This is a genomic window from uncultured Roseobacter sp. (assembly GCF_947491795.1).
GTDB lineage: Bacteria > Pseudomonadota > Alphaproteobacteria > Rhodobacterales > Rhodobacteraceae > Roseobacter.
Map to the genome: position 1 here is coordinate 910,903 of NZ_CANLKW010000001.1, position 15,212 is coordinate 926,114.

Annotated in this window: 14 protein-coding genes; 3 read left to right on the top strand and 11 right to left on the bottom strand. The window is 63.9% G+C overall.

Features of this window, described 5'->3' with window-relative positions:
* Window positions 1-61: 61 nt before the first annotated feature.
* The 10 genes from Q1A34_RS04520 to Q1A34_RS04565 all read right to left on the bottom strand — a co-directional run bounded on the left by Q1A34_RS04520 (window position 62) and on the right by Q1A34_RS04565 (window position 10,252).
* Complete coding sequence (locus Q1A34_RS04520; protein WP_300031323.1) at window positions 62-847, bottom strand: crotonase/enoyl-CoA hydratase family protein; 786 nt, start codon at window positions 845-847, stop codon at window positions 62-64.
* 5 nt (window positions 848-852) lie between these two features.
* Window positions 853-1,734, bottom strand: coding sequence for a hydroxymethylglutaryl-CoA lyase (locus tag Q1A34_RS04525; protein WP_300031325.1), 882 nt, complete (start codon window positions 1,732-1,734; stop codon window positions 853-855).
* 84 nt (window positions 1,735-1,818) lie between these two features.
* Window positions 1,819-2,484, bottom strand: a complete 666-nt coding sequence (locus Q1A34_RS04530; RefSeq protein ID WP_300031328.1) for a glutathione S-transferase family protein — start codon at window positions 2,482-2,484, stop codon at window positions 1,819-1,821.
* On the bottom strand, window positions 2,481-4,424 hold the full coding sequence (locus Q1A34_RS04535) for a biotin carboxylase N-terminal domain-containing protein (protein ID WP_300031330.1): 1,944 nt from the start codon (window positions 4,422-4,424) through the stop codon (window positions 2,481-2,483). Before Q1A34_RS04535 ends, Q1A34_RS04530 begins: the two co-directional genes overlap by 4 nt.
* A 29-nt stretch (window positions 4,425-4,453) precedes the next feature.
* Window positions 4,454-4,870 carry an ASCH domain-containing protein gene (locus tag Q1A34_RS04540; protein ID WP_300031332.1) on the bottom strand — a complete coding sequence of 139 codons (417 nt, stop codon included), beginning with the start codon at window positions 4,868-4,870 and terminating at the stop codon, window positions 4,454-4,456.
* An 85-nt stretch (window positions 4,871-4,955) separates the two neighbouring features.
* Window positions 4,956-6,560: a carboxyl transferase domain-containing protein gene (locus Q1A34_RS04545; RefSeq protein ID WP_300031335.1), complete on the bottom strand. Its 1,605-nt coding sequence runs from the start codon at window positions 6,558-6,560 to the stop codon at window positions 4,956-4,958.
* A gap of 85 nt (window positions 6,561-6,645) precedes the next feature.
* The gene (locus Q1A34_RS04550) at window positions 6,646-6,966 is read right to left on the bottom strand and encodes a hypothetical protein (protein WP_300031338.1); all 321 of its coding nucleotides are present in this window, start codon (window positions 6,964-6,966) and stop codon (window positions 6,646-6,648) included.
* Window positions 6,967-6,987: 21 nt separating this feature from the next.
* Complete coding sequence (locus tag Q1A34_RS04555; protein WP_300031341.1) at window positions 6,988-8,151, bottom strand: isovaleryl-CoA dehydrogenase; 1,164 nt, start codon at window positions 8,149-8,151, stop codon at window positions 6,988-6,990.
* Between the two features lie 189 nt (window positions 8,152-8,340).
* Window positions 8,341-9,537, bottom strand: a complete 1,197-nt coding sequence (locus Q1A34_RS04560; RefSeq protein WP_300031343.1) for an aminotransferase class I/II-fold pyridoxal phosphate-dependent enzyme — start codon at window positions 9,535-9,537, stop codon at window positions 8,341-8,343.
* A gap of 49 nt (window positions 9,538-9,586) precedes the next feature.
* Window positions 9,587-10,252 carry an HAD-IA family hydrolase gene (locus tag Q1A34_RS04565; RefSeq protein WP_300031346.1) on the bottom strand — a complete coding sequence of 222 codons (666 nt, stop codon included), beginning with the start codon at window positions 10,250-10,252 and terminating at the stop codon, window positions 9,587-9,589.
* A 137-nt stretch (window positions 10,253-10,389) separates the two neighbouring features.
* Here Q1A34_RS04565 and glmU point away from each other — a divergent pair, with 137 nt between their 5' ends.
* Window positions 10,390-11,745 (top strand): bifunctional UDP-N-acetylglucosamine diphosphorylase/glucosamine-1-phosphate N-acetyltransferase GlmU, encoded by a 1,356-nt coding sequence (gene glmU / locus Q1A34_RS04570; RefSeq protein ID WP_300031349.1) that lies wholly within the window; start codon window positions 10,390-10,392, stop codon window positions 11,743-11,745.
* A 2-nt stretch (window positions 11,746-11,747) separates the two neighbouring features.
* A complete protein-coding gene (glmS, locus tag Q1A34_RS04575) occupies window positions 11,748-13,568 on the top strand; it encodes a glutamine--fructose-6-phosphate transaminase (isomerizing) (protein WP_300031352.1) in 1,821 nt (606 codons plus the stop codon).
* A 9-nt stretch (window positions 13,569-13,577) separates the two neighbouring features.
* Here the strand turns inward: glmS and Q1A34_RS04580 are convergent, their stop codons facing one another.
* On the bottom strand, window positions 13,578-14,117 hold the full coding sequence (locus tag Q1A34_RS04580) for a hypothetical protein (protein WP_300031354.1): 540 nt from the start codon (window positions 14,115-14,117) through the stop codon (window positions 13,578-13,580).
* Between the two features lie 83 nt (window positions 14,118-14,200).
* On the opposite strand from Q1A34_RS04580, the gene moaA reads away from it, so the two are divergent.
* Window positions 14,201-15,208, top strand: coding sequence for a GTP 3',8-cyclase MoaA (gene moaA / locus Q1A34_RS04585; protein WP_300031356.1), 1,008 nt, complete (start codon window positions 14,201-14,203; stop codon window positions 15,206-15,208).
* The last annotated feature ends 4 nt before the right edge of the window (window positions 15,209-15,212 follow it).

Genomic DNA, 15,212 nt, shown 5'->3' on the forward strand with positions numbered 1-15,212 from the left:
GGTCTCACTGACCGAAAAACACAGACCCGCAGGCGCGCCGCCTGCGGGTTTTTTCATGCGCTCACCGGCGCACCCAGGCCGCTTTGCGCTTGCTGAAAAAGGCATCGATGCCTTCTGCCGCCTCATCGCTCTCCCAGCAGGCCGCCAGGGCCGCGATGGTATGGTCCACCACCTGCCCGTCAATCCGCGGCCCCAGATCCCGTGCCAGTTTCTTGGCCGCCGCCACCGCCCCCGGCGCACAGGACAGATAGGGCACAACCTCGGCCTCAACTGCCTCCGCCAGTGCCTCGGGCGCGACGCAGCGCGCCAGAATGCCCAGATCAACCGCCTGCTCTGCCCCAAAGAGACGTGCCGACATAAACACCCGCCGGGCCCGTCCCTCGCCCATGCGCGCCAGCACATAGGGCCCGATGGTGGCCGGGATCAGCCCCAGACGCGTCTCCGTCAGCCCCAGTTTTGCCCCCGCAACCCCGATGGCCACATCGCAGACACAGGTCATGCCCACCCCGCCGCCAAAGGCGTTGCCCTGCACAGCCCCGATGAGCGGTTTGGGCAGGCTGTTCAGCGCGCCCAGCATATCCGCCAGGCTGCGCGCCTGCGCACTGCGGGTGGCCGCATCCATGTGCATCTGATCGCGCATCCAGCCCAGATCGCCCCCGGCACAGAAAGACGCCCCTGCGCCCGTCAGCACAACAACGCGCACATCCGCATCGACCCCCAGCGCGCCTGCGGCCTCTGTCAGCTCACCGATCATCTGCGCCGACAGCGCATTATGCTTCTCAGGCCGGTTCAGCGTCAGCGTGGCAACCCCGCGCGCATCCGTTTCAATCGTCAGGGTCTGTGGCATCCGGGTCACTCAGACAGAACCGCATCGCTGGGCTGGCCCCGCATCGCGCGCGCCATGTCAGCGGCGACCTCAATCGCGTCAATGTCCAGACCGGTCTCATAGCCCAGCGCCGCCAGATGGCGCGCAACACTCTCGGTAGCGACATTCCCCGCCGCACCGGGTGCAAAGGGACATCCCCCCAGACCCGCCACAGCCGCATCAAACACCCGCAGACCCAGGCTCAGAGAGGCGTCGATATTCTCCATCGCCCGGCCCCGCGTATCATGATAATGCCCGGCCAGCCGCCCGGCGGGCACCACATCACGGACCGCCAGCAGCATGCGCGCAATACTGTCCGGTGTGCCCGTACCGATAGTGTCCCCCAGGCTCACCTCGTAACAGCCCATGGAAAACAGCTGATCCGCCACCCGCGCTACATCCCCGGGCGCCACAGCCCCGTCATAGGGGCATTCAACAACACAGGACACATAGCCCCGCACCGGCAGATCAATATGGCGTGCCTCCTCCAGAACGGGCGCGAACCGCTCGATGCTTTCCGCGACAGAAGCGTTGATATTGGCCTTCGAAAACCCCTCAGAGGCCGAGGCGAAAACCGCAATCTCATCCGCACCGGCGTCCAGCGCATCGCGGTAACCGCGCATATTGGGCGTCAGACCGGCATAGCGCACCCCGGGCGCGCGGCAGATTCCCGCAAAAACCGCCGCCGAGCCCGCCATCTGCGGCACCTTTGCGGCAGAGACAAAGGCCCCCGCCTCAATCCGTCCGAACCCCGCCCGGCTCAGCTGATCGACAAGTGCCACCTTCTCGGCCACCGGGATGTCCCGTTCCTCGTTCTGCAACCCGTCCCGCGGGCCGACCTCGAATATCTCACATGGTCCCAGCGTCATCTCTCACCTCCTCAGATCCCGGCACGCCCCGGAAAACGCGCCCCCTTCACCCTTCCCCAAATACTCACGGCGGAACGGTTGCTGTTACTCTAGCGGCCAGGGCTCGTAAAAGTCCCGCGAATAAATGCCGTCCCCCGCGGGCAGCGCGGCCTGAAACCCGTCGCGCCCGGTGATCCGCGCATACCAGGCGCTCAGGCCCGGATGTGCGTCCGTCCGCACGAAATGCCGCGCCATATAGACCGCCTGGCCCACCGAGATATCCGCTGCGGAAAATCCGCCCGACAACAGATAATCCCGCGCGCCCAGCGGATCCTGCAGACGCGCCTCGATCGCGTCAAAGCATTTGGCGACCCGTGCGGCCTCCAGCTTCATTACCACAGGGCTGCGCATGTGATCTTCATACAGGGCGACATGCTGCTGGGTCAGGGCCGCCACATGCTGGCTCAGGGTTTCCGCAAAATGCAGCCACACCAGCCAGGACATCCGCTCCGGCGTGCCGGGCATCCGGCCCAGAGCGTCGGGGCTGAACCTTTCACACAGGTATTCGGTGATCGCCCCGGTCTCGAACATCCGCTCGCCGTCGATCTCCAGCGCAGGCACACGGCCCGCAGGCGACAGCGTCAGAAACTCAGGCGAGCGCAGGGTCCGGTCAAACGGATAGCTGCGCAGCTGAAACGGAACCGCCAGTTCCGCCAGCAGCCACAGCGTGCGCATCGAGCGTGTCTGCGGACAGTGGTGCAGCGTGATCATGCCACAGCCTCCTCCGGCTCCAGCCGGATCAGGGCCGCCCCCGCCTCGACCTGATCGCCTGCCCCGGCCAGCACCTCGGCCACCGTCCCATCCCGCGCGGCCAGCAGCGCATGTTCCATCTTCATCGCCTCCAGCACGGCCAGCCGGTCGCCTTTACTCACCTGCTGTCCCGGGGCGGCGCGCATCTCGCGCACCACGCCGGGCATCGGGGCCTCGATCAGATTGCCGTCACCGGTGGCCCCCGCCGCACGTTCCAGCGGGTCCGCAAACCCGTAAACCATGCCAAACCCGTCAAACACCGTGATCTGCCCGCCGGACATATGCGCCTGCGGCAGCGGCTCCCCCGCGGCCTGCCAGCGGCCCTGCACACGTTCCAGCGTCAGGGTCTGCTCCCCCTCCCGCCAGGACTGGCTGTCGGGTCCGGTGACCTCCACCAGCAGGGTGATTTCCTCACCCTTCCGCTCCAGTTTGACCGGCAGGCGCAGCGGCCGCCACAGATGAAACCCCGCATCGGGCGCCGGATCGCGCAGCCCCAGGGCCGCCACCCCCGCCGCCACCCGGTGCAGCAGCCGCTCCTCCGGCGGGCGGGTCAGGGCCTCAAGATCCCGCGCGATCAGACCGGTATCCACGTCTCCGGCGGCAAAGCCTGTATGACCCGCCAGCGCTCCCAGAAAGCCGAGGTTTGTCACAGTGCCCGCCACCTGCGTCTCTGCCAGCCCCCGCGCCAGCTGCGCCAGGGCCACTGCGCGTGTGGGGCCATGCACGGTCAGTTTGGCAATCATCGGATCATACCAGGGGCTGATGGTATCACCCGCCCGCACGCCGCTGTCGGCCCGGGCCGCAGGCGGAAAGACCAGATGGCTCAGCGTGCCCGTTGCAGGCAAGAACCCCGCAGGCACGTCCTCGGCATAAAGCCGCGCCTCAAAGGCATGGCCGGTAATGCTCAGATCGTCCTGGGCTGCGGGCAGCGGCTGACCGGCGGCCACACGCAGCTGCCATTCCACCAGATCAACACCGGTGATCGCCTCCGTCACCGGATGCTCCACCTGCAGGCGCGTGTTCATCTCCATGAACCAGAAGCCATCCGTGCGCAGCCCGTCCGAGCCGTCGACGATAAATTCCACCGTACCTGCACCGCTGTAGCCGATAGCCTCTGCCGCGCGCACCGCAGCGGCGCCCATCGCTTCGCGCACGTCCGGGGTCATGCCCGGCGCGGGGGCCTCCTCGATCACTTTCTGATGGCGGCGCTGCAGCGAACAGTCCCGCTCAAACAGATGCACCGCGCGGGTGCCATCGCCAAAAACCTGCACCTCGATATGCCGCGGCGCGGTGACAAACTTCTCGACCAGCACATCCGCATTGCCAAAAGCGCCCCGCGCCTCCGCCCGGGCCGAGGCCAGCGCCGTGGCGAACCCGCCTGCAGTCTCCACCAGGCGCATGCCCTTGCCGCCACCTCCCGCCACGGCCTTGATCAGCACCGGAAAGCCGATCTTTTCCGCCTCCGCCGCCAGCCGCGCGTCGTCCTGATCAGCCCCGTGCCAGCCCGGCACCACAGGCACCCCGGCCTCCTCCATCAGCGCCTTGGCCGCATCCTTCAGGCCCATCGCCCGGATCGCAGCCGCAGAGGGGCCGATGAACACCAGCCCCGCCGCTTCCACCGCCTCGACAAAATCCGGATTCTCGCTCAGAAATCCGTACCCCGGGTGAATGGCCTCGGCCCCCGTGTCCAGGGCTGCCTGAATGATCACATCCCCGCGCAGATAACTCTCTGCCGGGGCCGGACCGCCGATCAGCACCGCCCGGTCTGCCATGGCCACATGTTTCGCCGCGCTGTCCGCCTCAGAATAGACGGCAACAGTACCCACCCCCATGCGCGCCGCCGTTTCCATCACCCGACAGGCGATCTCTCCCCTGTTGGCAATCAGTATCCGGTCAAACATTACGTTGTCCTCTCACAGCGGGTGACGTCTCAGCCCGCAAAATCCTCAACCACCTCAAAGGTCTCCACCAGCATATCCACCTGCGGCGCAAACCAGCCGCTGCGCGTCAGATAGGCCTCATACCCGGCCCGCCAGTGCGCCACGTCCCGGAACTCGCCCATGGGCGTGACCCGCGCCGCATCCACCTGGTCAAAGGGGATCCGCTCAACGGCCACCGTGCGCAGCGCCAGCGCGGGCGCACCCGACCAGTCCAGCGCGATATCCGTGCGCCCGGCTGCGGGCAGCGTCTCTCCCCGCGCGGCAAAGGCCTCCCAGGCGTCGCAGGTCACGGTTTTCCGCCCTGCCCGGATCAGCGCCAGGATTTCTGCGTTCAGGGCCGCGCTGTCACCATGGGTGAAAACCACCCCGCCCGGGTACTTTTTCAGCGCGGCCTCAACCGTTATCATATCCCTGCTCCACCGTGCGCCGCGCACCGACGTAATACCGACGTTAAACCGACGTCATACCGACCGCTCACCGACGCCCTTTTCATCACATCCGGAACACGCCATAGCGTGTCTCCTCAATGGGGGCATTCAGCGCGGCCCCGAGCGACAGTGACAACACATCGCGTGCCTTGCGCGGGTCGATCACCCCGTCATCCCAGAGCCGGGCAGAGGCATAAAGCGGGTGGCTCTGTGCTTCGAACTGATCCACCGTCGGCTGCCGGAAAGCTGCCTCCTCTTCGGCACTCCAGGTGCCGCCCTTGCGCTCGATCGCCTCGCGCCGCACGGTCGCCAGAACGCCCGCCGCCTGGGGCCCGCCCATCACCGAAATGCGGCTGTTGGGCCATGTCCACATGAACCGCGGGCTGTAGGCACGGCCTGCCATGCCATAGTTCCCTGCCCCGAAGGAGCCCCCCACCACCATGGTGATTTTCGGCACATTGGTCGAGGCCACGGCCGTCACCATTTTGGCCCCGTGTCGCGCAATACCTTCGTTGGAATACTTGCGCCCGACCATAAACCCGGTGATATTCTGAAGGAAAACCAATGGGATACGACGCTGCGAGCACAGTTCCACAAAATGGGTGCCCTTTTGCGCAGATTCCGAAAAGAGTACGCCGTTGTTGGCGACAATCCCTACCGGGCAGCCCCTGATATGGGCAAAACCGGTGACAAGTGTTTCGCCGAACCGCGCCTTGAATTCATCAAAGCGCGAGCCATCCACGACCCGGGCAATAACCTCGCGGATATCATAGGGTGTGCGCAGATCAGCAGGAACAACGCCCAGGATTTCTTCGGGATCATAGGCCGGTGGCTCGGGCGTTTCCCAGGCCACTGTCTGCGGTTTTTTATGGTTGAGCGAGCGGACGGCCCGTCGCGCCAGCGCAAGCGCATGCATGTCGTCCTCTGCCAGATAGTCCGCGACCCCGCTCAGACGCGTGTGCACGTCGCCCCCACCCAGCTCTTCGGCACTGACGACCTCGCCCGTGGCTTCCTTGACCAGCGGCGGCCCCGCCAGAAATATAGTGCCCTGATTTTTAACGATAATAGACACATCTGACATGGCCGGAACATAGGCCCCGCCCGCCGTGCACGACCCCATGACAACGGCGATCTGGGCGATGCCCGCCGCACTCATCCGCGCCTGGTTGTAAAAGATGCGTCCGAAGTGGTCGCGGTCGGGAAAGACCTCATCCTGGTTGGGCAGGTTAGCCCCCCCGCTGTCCACCAGATAGATGCAGGGCAGCCGGTTTTCCTGGGCAATTTCCTGGGCACGCAGGTGCTTTTTCACGGTCATCGGATAGTAGGTGCCGCCCTTCACGGTGGCATCATTGCACACGACCATAACGTCGTGGCCTTCGACCCGTCCAATGCCCGCGATGACACCGGCACAGGGCGCATCGCCCCCGTAAAGCCCGTGGGCCGCTGTGACCCCGATCTCCAGAAAGGGGCTGCCCGGATCCAGCAGACCCGCCACCCGGCGGCGCGGCAGCAGCTTGCCCCGGCTGACGTGACGGTCCCGCGCCCGCTCGCCGCCGCCCTGTGCGGCCATCTGTGCGGCAGCACTGATTTCCTCCAGTGCAGCCAGATGTGCGGCGCGGTTCTGCTGAAAACTTTCCGAGGACGGCAGTGCCGATGAGCTCAGTTTCATGCGTCTCTCTCCCGTCCGTGCAGCACTTGCGGCACTTCTGACCCGTGGATGGTTTTCATTGATTTTACAGTATCCTGCAGAGCATTCATGTTCTGGGCTCCCTTACACCGACGGCGTCCGGCACATCCGGGATCAGCCGCCCGAACCTGTCCGCCGCCCACCGGTAGGTCTGTCCCTGCGGGGACGCGCAGATCACCGTGATCCAGACCCCGCCCCTTATGCCGGGCCGCGCGCTGCAATCCGTCGCGCGGGCTTCAGGCCCGGCAAGGCGCAGATATTCGGCAGCAAAGGTCCCGATCACATCCGTCTCCGTTATCGTTGCTGCAATCCAGCCCATCCGAAACCCCCAGCCCGCCAGCGCCAGTACGAGGCAGGTCAGCGGCGCGAACCAGATCCACCGCGGCACGGGCCTAGGCCCCGCCCGCTGTCATGCCATTGCCGCCATCAGCTCGCGCCCGACCAGCATGCGCCGGATCTCCGATGTCCCCGCCCCGATTTCCATCAGCTTGGCGTCGCGGAACAGTCTGCTCGTGGTGCTGTCATTCAGAAAGCCGGCTCCCCCCATCGCCTGAACGGCCTGGTGGGCCTGTTTCATCGCTTCTTCTGATGCGTAGAGACAGCAGGCGGCGGCATCCTGGCGGGTCACATCGCCCCGGTCGCAGGCCTTGGCCACTTCATAGACATAGGCGCGCGCGGAGTTCATCGCCGTATACATGTCCGCAATCTTGCCCTGCATCAGCTGAAACGATCCGATGGGCTGGCCGAACTGTTTGCGCTCCGCCAGATAGGGCATGATCGCATCCAGACAGGCCGCCATGATCCCCGTCCCGATGCCCGCCAGTACCACGCGCTCGTAATCGAGGCCCGACATCAGCACCCGGACGCCCTTGCCCTCTTCGCCCAGGACATTCTCAAAGGGGACTTCCACATCCTCAAAGATCAGCTCTGCCGTGTTCGAGCCGCGCATCCCCAGCTTGTCAAAATGCGGCGAGGTCGAAAACCCGGCCATGTCCTTTTCAATCAGAAACGCCGTAATGCCTTTTGACCCGGCATCCGGGTCCGTCTTGGCATAGACGACAAGCGTCGTGGCATCGGGACCGTTTGTGATCCAGTATTTCGTGCCGTTCAGCCGGTAGTGATCATTGCGCTTTTCCGCCCGCAGTTTCATCGACACAACATCAGAGCCGGCGCCTGCCTCTGACATGGCCAGTGCGCCCACATGCGCGCCCGATATCAGCCCCGGCAGGTATTTTTCCTTTTGTTCATCGGTGCCGTTCAGCTTGATCTGGTTGACGCAGAGATTGGAATGCGCGCCATAGGACAGCGAGACCGAAGCACTGGCCCGCGCGATCTCCTCAATCGCAACCGTATGCGCCAGATACGACATACCGGCACCGCCATAGGCCTCATCCACGGTGATCCCCAGCAGCCCGAGCGCGCCCATCTCTTCCCACAATTCAGCAGGAAAACTGTTTGAACTATCGATCCCGGCGGCCATTGGCGCCACTCTGTCCTGGGCCCAGCGGTGCACCATATCGCGCAGCGCGTTTACGTCTTCTCCCAGATCAAACTGCATTGTTGCGTTGAACATGCGTTACGGGCTCCCTCTGTCCGGCGGTCGGCGCGGCATTTATTGAACACTTGTTCATATTACTAGTCCGACCATCTGAGCCGGTCAAGCCGCAGCGCAGCAGAGCCCGCCCTTTGAGCGGTGCCGCCCGGACCACAGGGTCCGGGTTTTGAATGAGTTTGCGCGGGCCCGCGCCCGCGCGCCTTCGGATCAGGCGGCGTCCTGCCAGACCGCGCCAACTTCCGAGCGGATGATCCGCGCGATCAGATCACAGTCCTCCAGCGAGAAGGTCAGCGGCACTCGCATGTCCACCACACCGGCCAGAATCCGGTCACTGTCGGGCATCGGTGCGCTCGGCGCATAGCGCCAGCTGTCGTATCGGCTGGTAAAGGCGACAGGCTCCGGCGCACCGAACCATTTCAGCTCAACCCCCCGGGCACCACAGCGCGCGATCACTTCCCGCACCGCCTCTGCCTGCCAGTCCAGCAGCAGAAACTGGATGGAGGAACCAACGATGGTCTCTTCTTCGGGACGGTCGATCACCTTCAGGCCCGGCGTGCCGCGCAGCCCCTCCTCCAGGCGATAGTACCGCTCATTCCAGCGCGCGCACTGGGTGGCCAGATCGGCCACCTGCGGGCGCAGAATGGCCGCGCGCAGGTTGTCCATCCGGCCCGAGATATTGGGCGTTTCATAGCGTATCGTCTCAAAGGCTTCTTTGGGCGGGGCTGCCAGGTGGCGCTCATATAGCATGTAGGAGCCCGACATCATCACCGCCCGCGCTGCGATCTCTGCATCCCCCGTCACCAGAAAACCGCCCTCGCCCGAGTTCACATGTTTATAGGTCTGGCACGAATAGCACCCGACAGCGCCCGAACGCCCCGACGGCACGCCCTTCCATGCAGCCCCCATGGTATGCGCGCAGTCCTCGATCACGGTGATCCCCGCGGTGTCACACAGGCGCATCAGGCGCTCCATGTCACAGATATGACCCCGCATGTGGCTCAGCAGCAGTACCCGTGCCCGGTCTGTCTTGCTTTCCAGATCATCCAGATCAATCGTCAGCGCATCGGTGACGCCGACAAACACAGGCACCGCCCCGACTGCCGCAATTGCCCCGGGCACAGGCGCCAGGGTAAAGGCATTCGACAGCACATGATCGCCCGGTTTCACGCCCACAGCCCGCAGCGCTGTTGCCATCGCATATCCGCCGGAGGCCACGGCCAGACAATAAGGCGCGCCGACACTCGCCGCGAATTCCTGTTCCAGCAGCGCTGTCTCGCTCAGCTCACCGGCCACCGTGTTATAGCGGTGCAGCCGCCCGTGCCGCATGACGGCCAGGGCCGCCTCGATGCCCGCTTCCGGGATCGCTTCCTGCTGGGTAAAGCTGCCTTTGAAAACTTCGCTCATTTCCGCCTCCGCAAACTGATGGAATTGTGACGCTGCAACCGCCGGCCGGTCAAGGCAGCAATTGTGCTGCCAGGGCCGGAAGATCGGCATAGTGATCCAGCAGTGCCTCGGGTTCCAGTGCGGCCATATCCCCGCCCGCCGGGCCGAAAGTAACCAGCACGCTGGGCACACCGGCCGCCCGCGCGGTGTTGCGGTCCGTGTCAGAATCGCCGATCAGGATGCAGCGGGACGGATCGCCGCCCGCGCGCCTCGCTGCCTCAAACAGCGGCTCGGGGTCAGGTTTGCGCACAGTCAGCGTGTCCGCGCCGACCAGCGCGCCAAAGGCGTCCCGCACACCAAGGCGCTGCATCAGGGTTTCTGCCAGACCTTCGGGCTTGTTCGTGCAGATCCCGACGCCGAACCCGTCTGATTTCAGCCTCTCCACCGCATCCATCGCGCCGGGATACATCTGCGTGTGCACATCAATCGCCGCACCATAAGCCTCCAGCAGGACCGGATAATACCGGTCTATAGTTGCCTCATCCTCTGCCCGCTCCAGCCTGGACATGCCCAGTCGCAGCATGGCACGCCCCCCGCGCAGGGCGGTGCCTGCGTCGTGTACCGGGTCCAGCAGATCGCCCGCCCCCATATCGCGGAAACACAGATTTGCGGCTGCAATCAGGTCACCACTGGTATCGGCTAGTGTGCCGTCCAGATCGAAAATAACTGTTCTCATCTCTGCTCCCCGACGTGCTCCACTGGCAGAAAGGCGCACACTATGTTGCAACACGCAACCATCTTTGATCCCGGCACGCTTGCGCCGCTGGCCCCAGCGGATAAACAGGCGGCCAACGGAACACAAAGAGAAACCACATGAAAACCGCTCTGATCATCCTCGCCGCAGGCAAGGGCAGCAGGATGAACTCCGATCTTCCCAAGGTATTGCACCCGCTGGGCGGCGCACCTCTGCTGGCGCATGCCATGCAGGCAGGTGCTGCCGTAAACCCTGAACGCACGGTTGTTGTTGCCGGACACGGTGCCGCGCTGGTCCGGCGCGCCGCCCTCGGGCTGGACGACACGGTCCGCGTGGCCGAGCAAACAGAACAGCTGGGCACCGCGCATGCCGCGGCTCAGGCCCGGGAGGCGCTGAACGGCTTTGACGGCACGGCGATTGTGCTCTTTGGCGATACTCCCTTTGTCCGGCCCGAAACGCTCGGCGCGATGACAGAGGCCCGCCGCACAGGGCATGATGTGGTTATTCTGGGGTTCGAGGCTGCGGATCCGGGCCGGTATGGCCGTCTGGTCATGGCCGGCGACAGTCTGGAGCGGATTGTAGAATTCAAGGACGCCTCTGACGCGGAGCGACAGATCAGCCTGTGCAACAGCGGTGTGCTGGCCTGCGATGCGGCACTGCTCTTTGATCTGATCAGCGCGATCAGCAACGACAATGCGGCGGGCGAGTACTATCTGACGGATGTGGTGGGGCTGGCGCGTGCGCGCGGGCTGTCGGCGACAGCCGTAACCTGCGACGAATCCGAAACCCTGGGCATCAATACCCGCGCCGAACTGGCGGGCGCCGAGGCCGCGTTTCAGGCCCGCGCCCGCGCCGCAGCCTTTGAAAACGGTGTGACAATGCCTGCCCCCGATACCGTGCATTTTGCGCTGGACACGGTTGTGGGCCGCGACACCGTAATCGAGCCGAATGTGGTTTTTGGCCCCGGCGTCACAATCGAGAGCGGTGCCACAATCCGCGCCTTTTCGCATCTGGAGGGGTGCCATGTGGCGCGCGGCGGCATCGTCGGCCCCTATGCCCGCCTGCGCCCCGGCGCGGAGCTGTCCGAAGACGTTCGGATCGGCAACTTTGTCGAGGTGAAAAACGCCCGGATCGGCGAAGGCACCAAGGTCAATCACCTCAGCTATATCGGTGACGCAACGCTGGGCCGCGGCACAAACGTCGGCGCGGGCACGATCACCTGCAACTATGACGGCGTGATGAAGCATCACACCCATATCGGGGATGGGGTGTTCATCGGCTCAAACACCATGCTTGTGGCGCCTGTGCATATCGGGGATCAGGCCATGACCGGCAGCGGGTCGGTGATCACCTCGGATGTGGAACCCGAAGCCCTGGCCCTGGCGCGGGCACCACAGGTTGAGAAACCGGGCATGGCGACGAAACTTTTCAACATGTTAAGGGCCAAAAAGGCCCAGCAACAAAGAGGCAGCTGATCATGTGTGGTATTGTTGGTGTTCTGGGCGGGCACGAGGTTGCCCCCATTCTGGTCGAGGCGCTGAAACGGCTGGAATACCGCGGCTATGACAGCGCAGGCATCGCAACGGTCAATGACGGTGTCCTCGACCGGCGTCGCGCCGTGGGCAAGCTGGTCAACCTGTCCGATCTGCTGGTGCATGAACCGCTCGCCGGAAAATCCGGAATCGGCCACACCCGCTGGGCCACCCATGGCGAGCCCTCGGTGACCAATGCGCACCCGCACCAGTCCGGCCCGGTCGCGGTGGTTCACAACGGTATCATTGAAAACTTCCGCGATCTGCGTGCCGAACTTGCAGAAAACGGCATGCAGTGCGTGACAGAAACGGACACAGAGACCGTCAGCCTGCTGGCGCAGTATTATCTGGAACAGGGGGCGGCCCCCGTCGAAGCCGCCAACCAGGCGCTCGACCGTCTCGAAGGGGCCTTTGCTCTTGCGTTTTTGTTTTCCGGCCATGACGACCTGATGATCGGCGCGCGCAAAGGCTCGCCTCTTGCCATCGGTCACGGCGATGGAGAGATGTATCTGGGATCCGACGCGATTGCGCTGGCGCCGATGACGGATCGGATCACCTATCTGGAAGAAGGCGACCGGGCTGTTCTGACGCGCACATCGCTGAGCATCACCGACAGCAGCGGCGCTGTTGTGAGCCGACCTGTGAAAACCATACAGGCAGATGCCACGCGGATCGACAAAGCCGGGCACAAGCACTTTATGGCCAAGGAAATCGCCGAACAGCCTTCGGTCATCGCAGGCGCGCTCGGCCATTACATCGCTGACGATGGCAGCATTCAGCTGCCCGAAGGCGGTATGGATTTTGCCAGCACCGACCGTCTGACGCTGGTGGCCTGTGGTACCGCTTATCTGGCCTGTCTGTCCGCGAAACACTGGTTTGAGCAGCTCGCCCGTCTGCCGGTGGATGTGGATGTGGCTTCCGAATTCCGCTACCGTGAGCCGCCGATCCCCGCGCGCACCGCAGCCCTTTTTGTCAGCCAGTCCGGCGAGACGGCCGACACGCTGGCAGCCCTGCGTTTCTGTCAGGGCAAGGTCACCAGAATCATGTCGGTGGTGAATGTGCCCGAAAGCTCCATCGCGCGTGAAAGTGACATCGTTTTTCCCATCTATGCGGGTGTCGAGGTGGGCGTGGCATCGACCAAAGCCTTTACCTGCCAGCTTACCGTGCTGTTGCTGATGGCGCTCAAAGCCGCGCAGGACCGCGGCACCATTGATGACGCCACCCTGCGCGAGCACATCGCAGCACTGCGCGGCATTCCCGGCGTGATCAGCCAGGCGCTGGAAATCAGCTCGGAGACACAGCGCACCGGACAAAAGATCGCCGAAGCCCGCGATGTGCTGTTTCTGGGGCGCGGTCAGATGTTTCCGCTCGCGATGGAAGGCGCGCTCAAGCTCAAGGAAATCAGCTACATCCACGCCGAGGGCTATGCCTCGGGCGAGTTGAAACACGGACCCATTGCACTTGTTGACCAGTTCGTACCGGTCATTGTCATGGCCCCCCGTGACAGCCTGTTCGACAAGACCGTCAGCAACATGCAGGAAGTGATGGCGCGCAAAGGCCGTGTGGTTCTGGTGTCCGACCGCAAGGGCATCGAAGAGGCAGGCGAAGGGACCTTTGCCACAATCGAGCTGCCAACTGTATCCGAGATCGTCACACCGCTGCTCTATGCCATTCCCGCGCAGCTGCTGGCCTATCACACGGCCGTGGCCAAGGGCACGGATGTGGACCAGCCCCGCAACCTGGCAAAATCAGTCACCGTGGAATGACCGCGGCGCTCAGCTGCCCCGCCGCACGCTGAGCGTCACAAGGGCGGTCAGCGGGGCATTCAGAACACGCATCGCGGCCAGCGAAATGCGACTGCCTGCCGTGGCCGGGCCGTCGATCGGGATCAGCGTTACCTTTACTGATGCACCCGTTTCGGTGTCTGTGACAACGCCGGACATCTCTGACGGGACCAGCGGTGTTTTCAGCCAGAAACCCTGCTCAGCCGGATTGCCCAGCGACGCAACAGTCCGCCCAAGGGCCGCCCCGGTAGCACTGACCTGTGCGGCGGCGGTTCTCTGGGCTGTGGACGTGCTGTCAATGCTTTCTGCGGAACGTGCCCCGCCCGCGTTGAGTGCAGGGCTGGCCGCCTGAGGTGCCATGCCCGCAGCAGGTTCCTGCGCCGCTGACAGCTCTGGCAGACCGCTGCCCCCAAGTTCCAGATTTACTGCCTGTTCGAGCTTTTGCAGCTCTGCGCATCCTGCGATGGCCGACAAAAGGGCAACTGCCGGGAATACACGTATGGCGGGAGTTTTTCGGCGGGTACAGTTCATGGCAACCTCATACCGGCTCCGCATCTGCCTCACAACGCGGAATACCCTTGCCGCAGGTTACCGCACCGCTTACCAATAGCCTCATGAACGCTCCTCTGATTGATCCTTTTGCGCGCGCAATCACCTATCTGCGGGTCTCTGTCACCGACAGATGCGATTTTCGCTGCGTCTACTGCATGTCCGAAAACATGACTTTTCTCCCCAAAAAGGAGTTGCTGACGCTCGAAGAGCTGGACCGGATGTGCTCGACCTTTGTGGGTCTGGGGGTTGAAAAACTGCGCATCACCGGTGGAGAGCCGCTGGTCCGCAAGGGCATCATGACCTTTTTCAACAGCATGTCGCGCCATCTGGATGCGGGAACCCTCAAAGAGCTGACGCTGACCACGAACGGCAGTCAGCTGGAGCGTTTCGCCTCAGATCTCTATGCCGCCGGCGTGCGGCGGGTGAATGTCTCGCTGGACACTCTGGACGCGCAGAAATTCGCGGATATCACGCGCTGGGGCCGCCTGCCCCAGGTCTTGCGCGGTATCGATGCAGCCCAGGCCGCCGGTCTGCGGGTCAAACTGAACGCTGTGGCGCTGAAGGGCTTTAACGAAGAAGAGCTGCCGACGATCACGCAGTGGTGCGCCGAGCGGGATATGGACCTGACCTGGATCGAGGTCATGCCCATGGGCGATATCGGCAACGAGGAACGGCTGGACCAGTACTGGTCGCTCAAAGACGTGCGCGCGCGCTATGCCGAACATTACACTGTGACCGACCTTGCAGAACGCAGCGGTGGCCCGGCGCGCTATGTGCGGCTGGAAGAAACCGGGCAAAAGATCGGTTTCATCACACCGCTGAGCCATAATTTCTGCGAAAGCTGCAACCGGGTGCGGATCACCTGCACCGGCGAGATTTACATGTGCCTTGGCCAGGAAGACATGGCCGATCTGCGCCCGCCCCTGCGTGACCACCCGACCGACGATGCACCGCTGGAAGCAGCGATCCGCGCAGCCATTGACAGCAAACCCAAAGGGCATGACTTTGATTATTCCCGTCAACGTGCGGACGGACAGATGTCCCGCCACATGAGCCATACCGGCGGCTGATCAA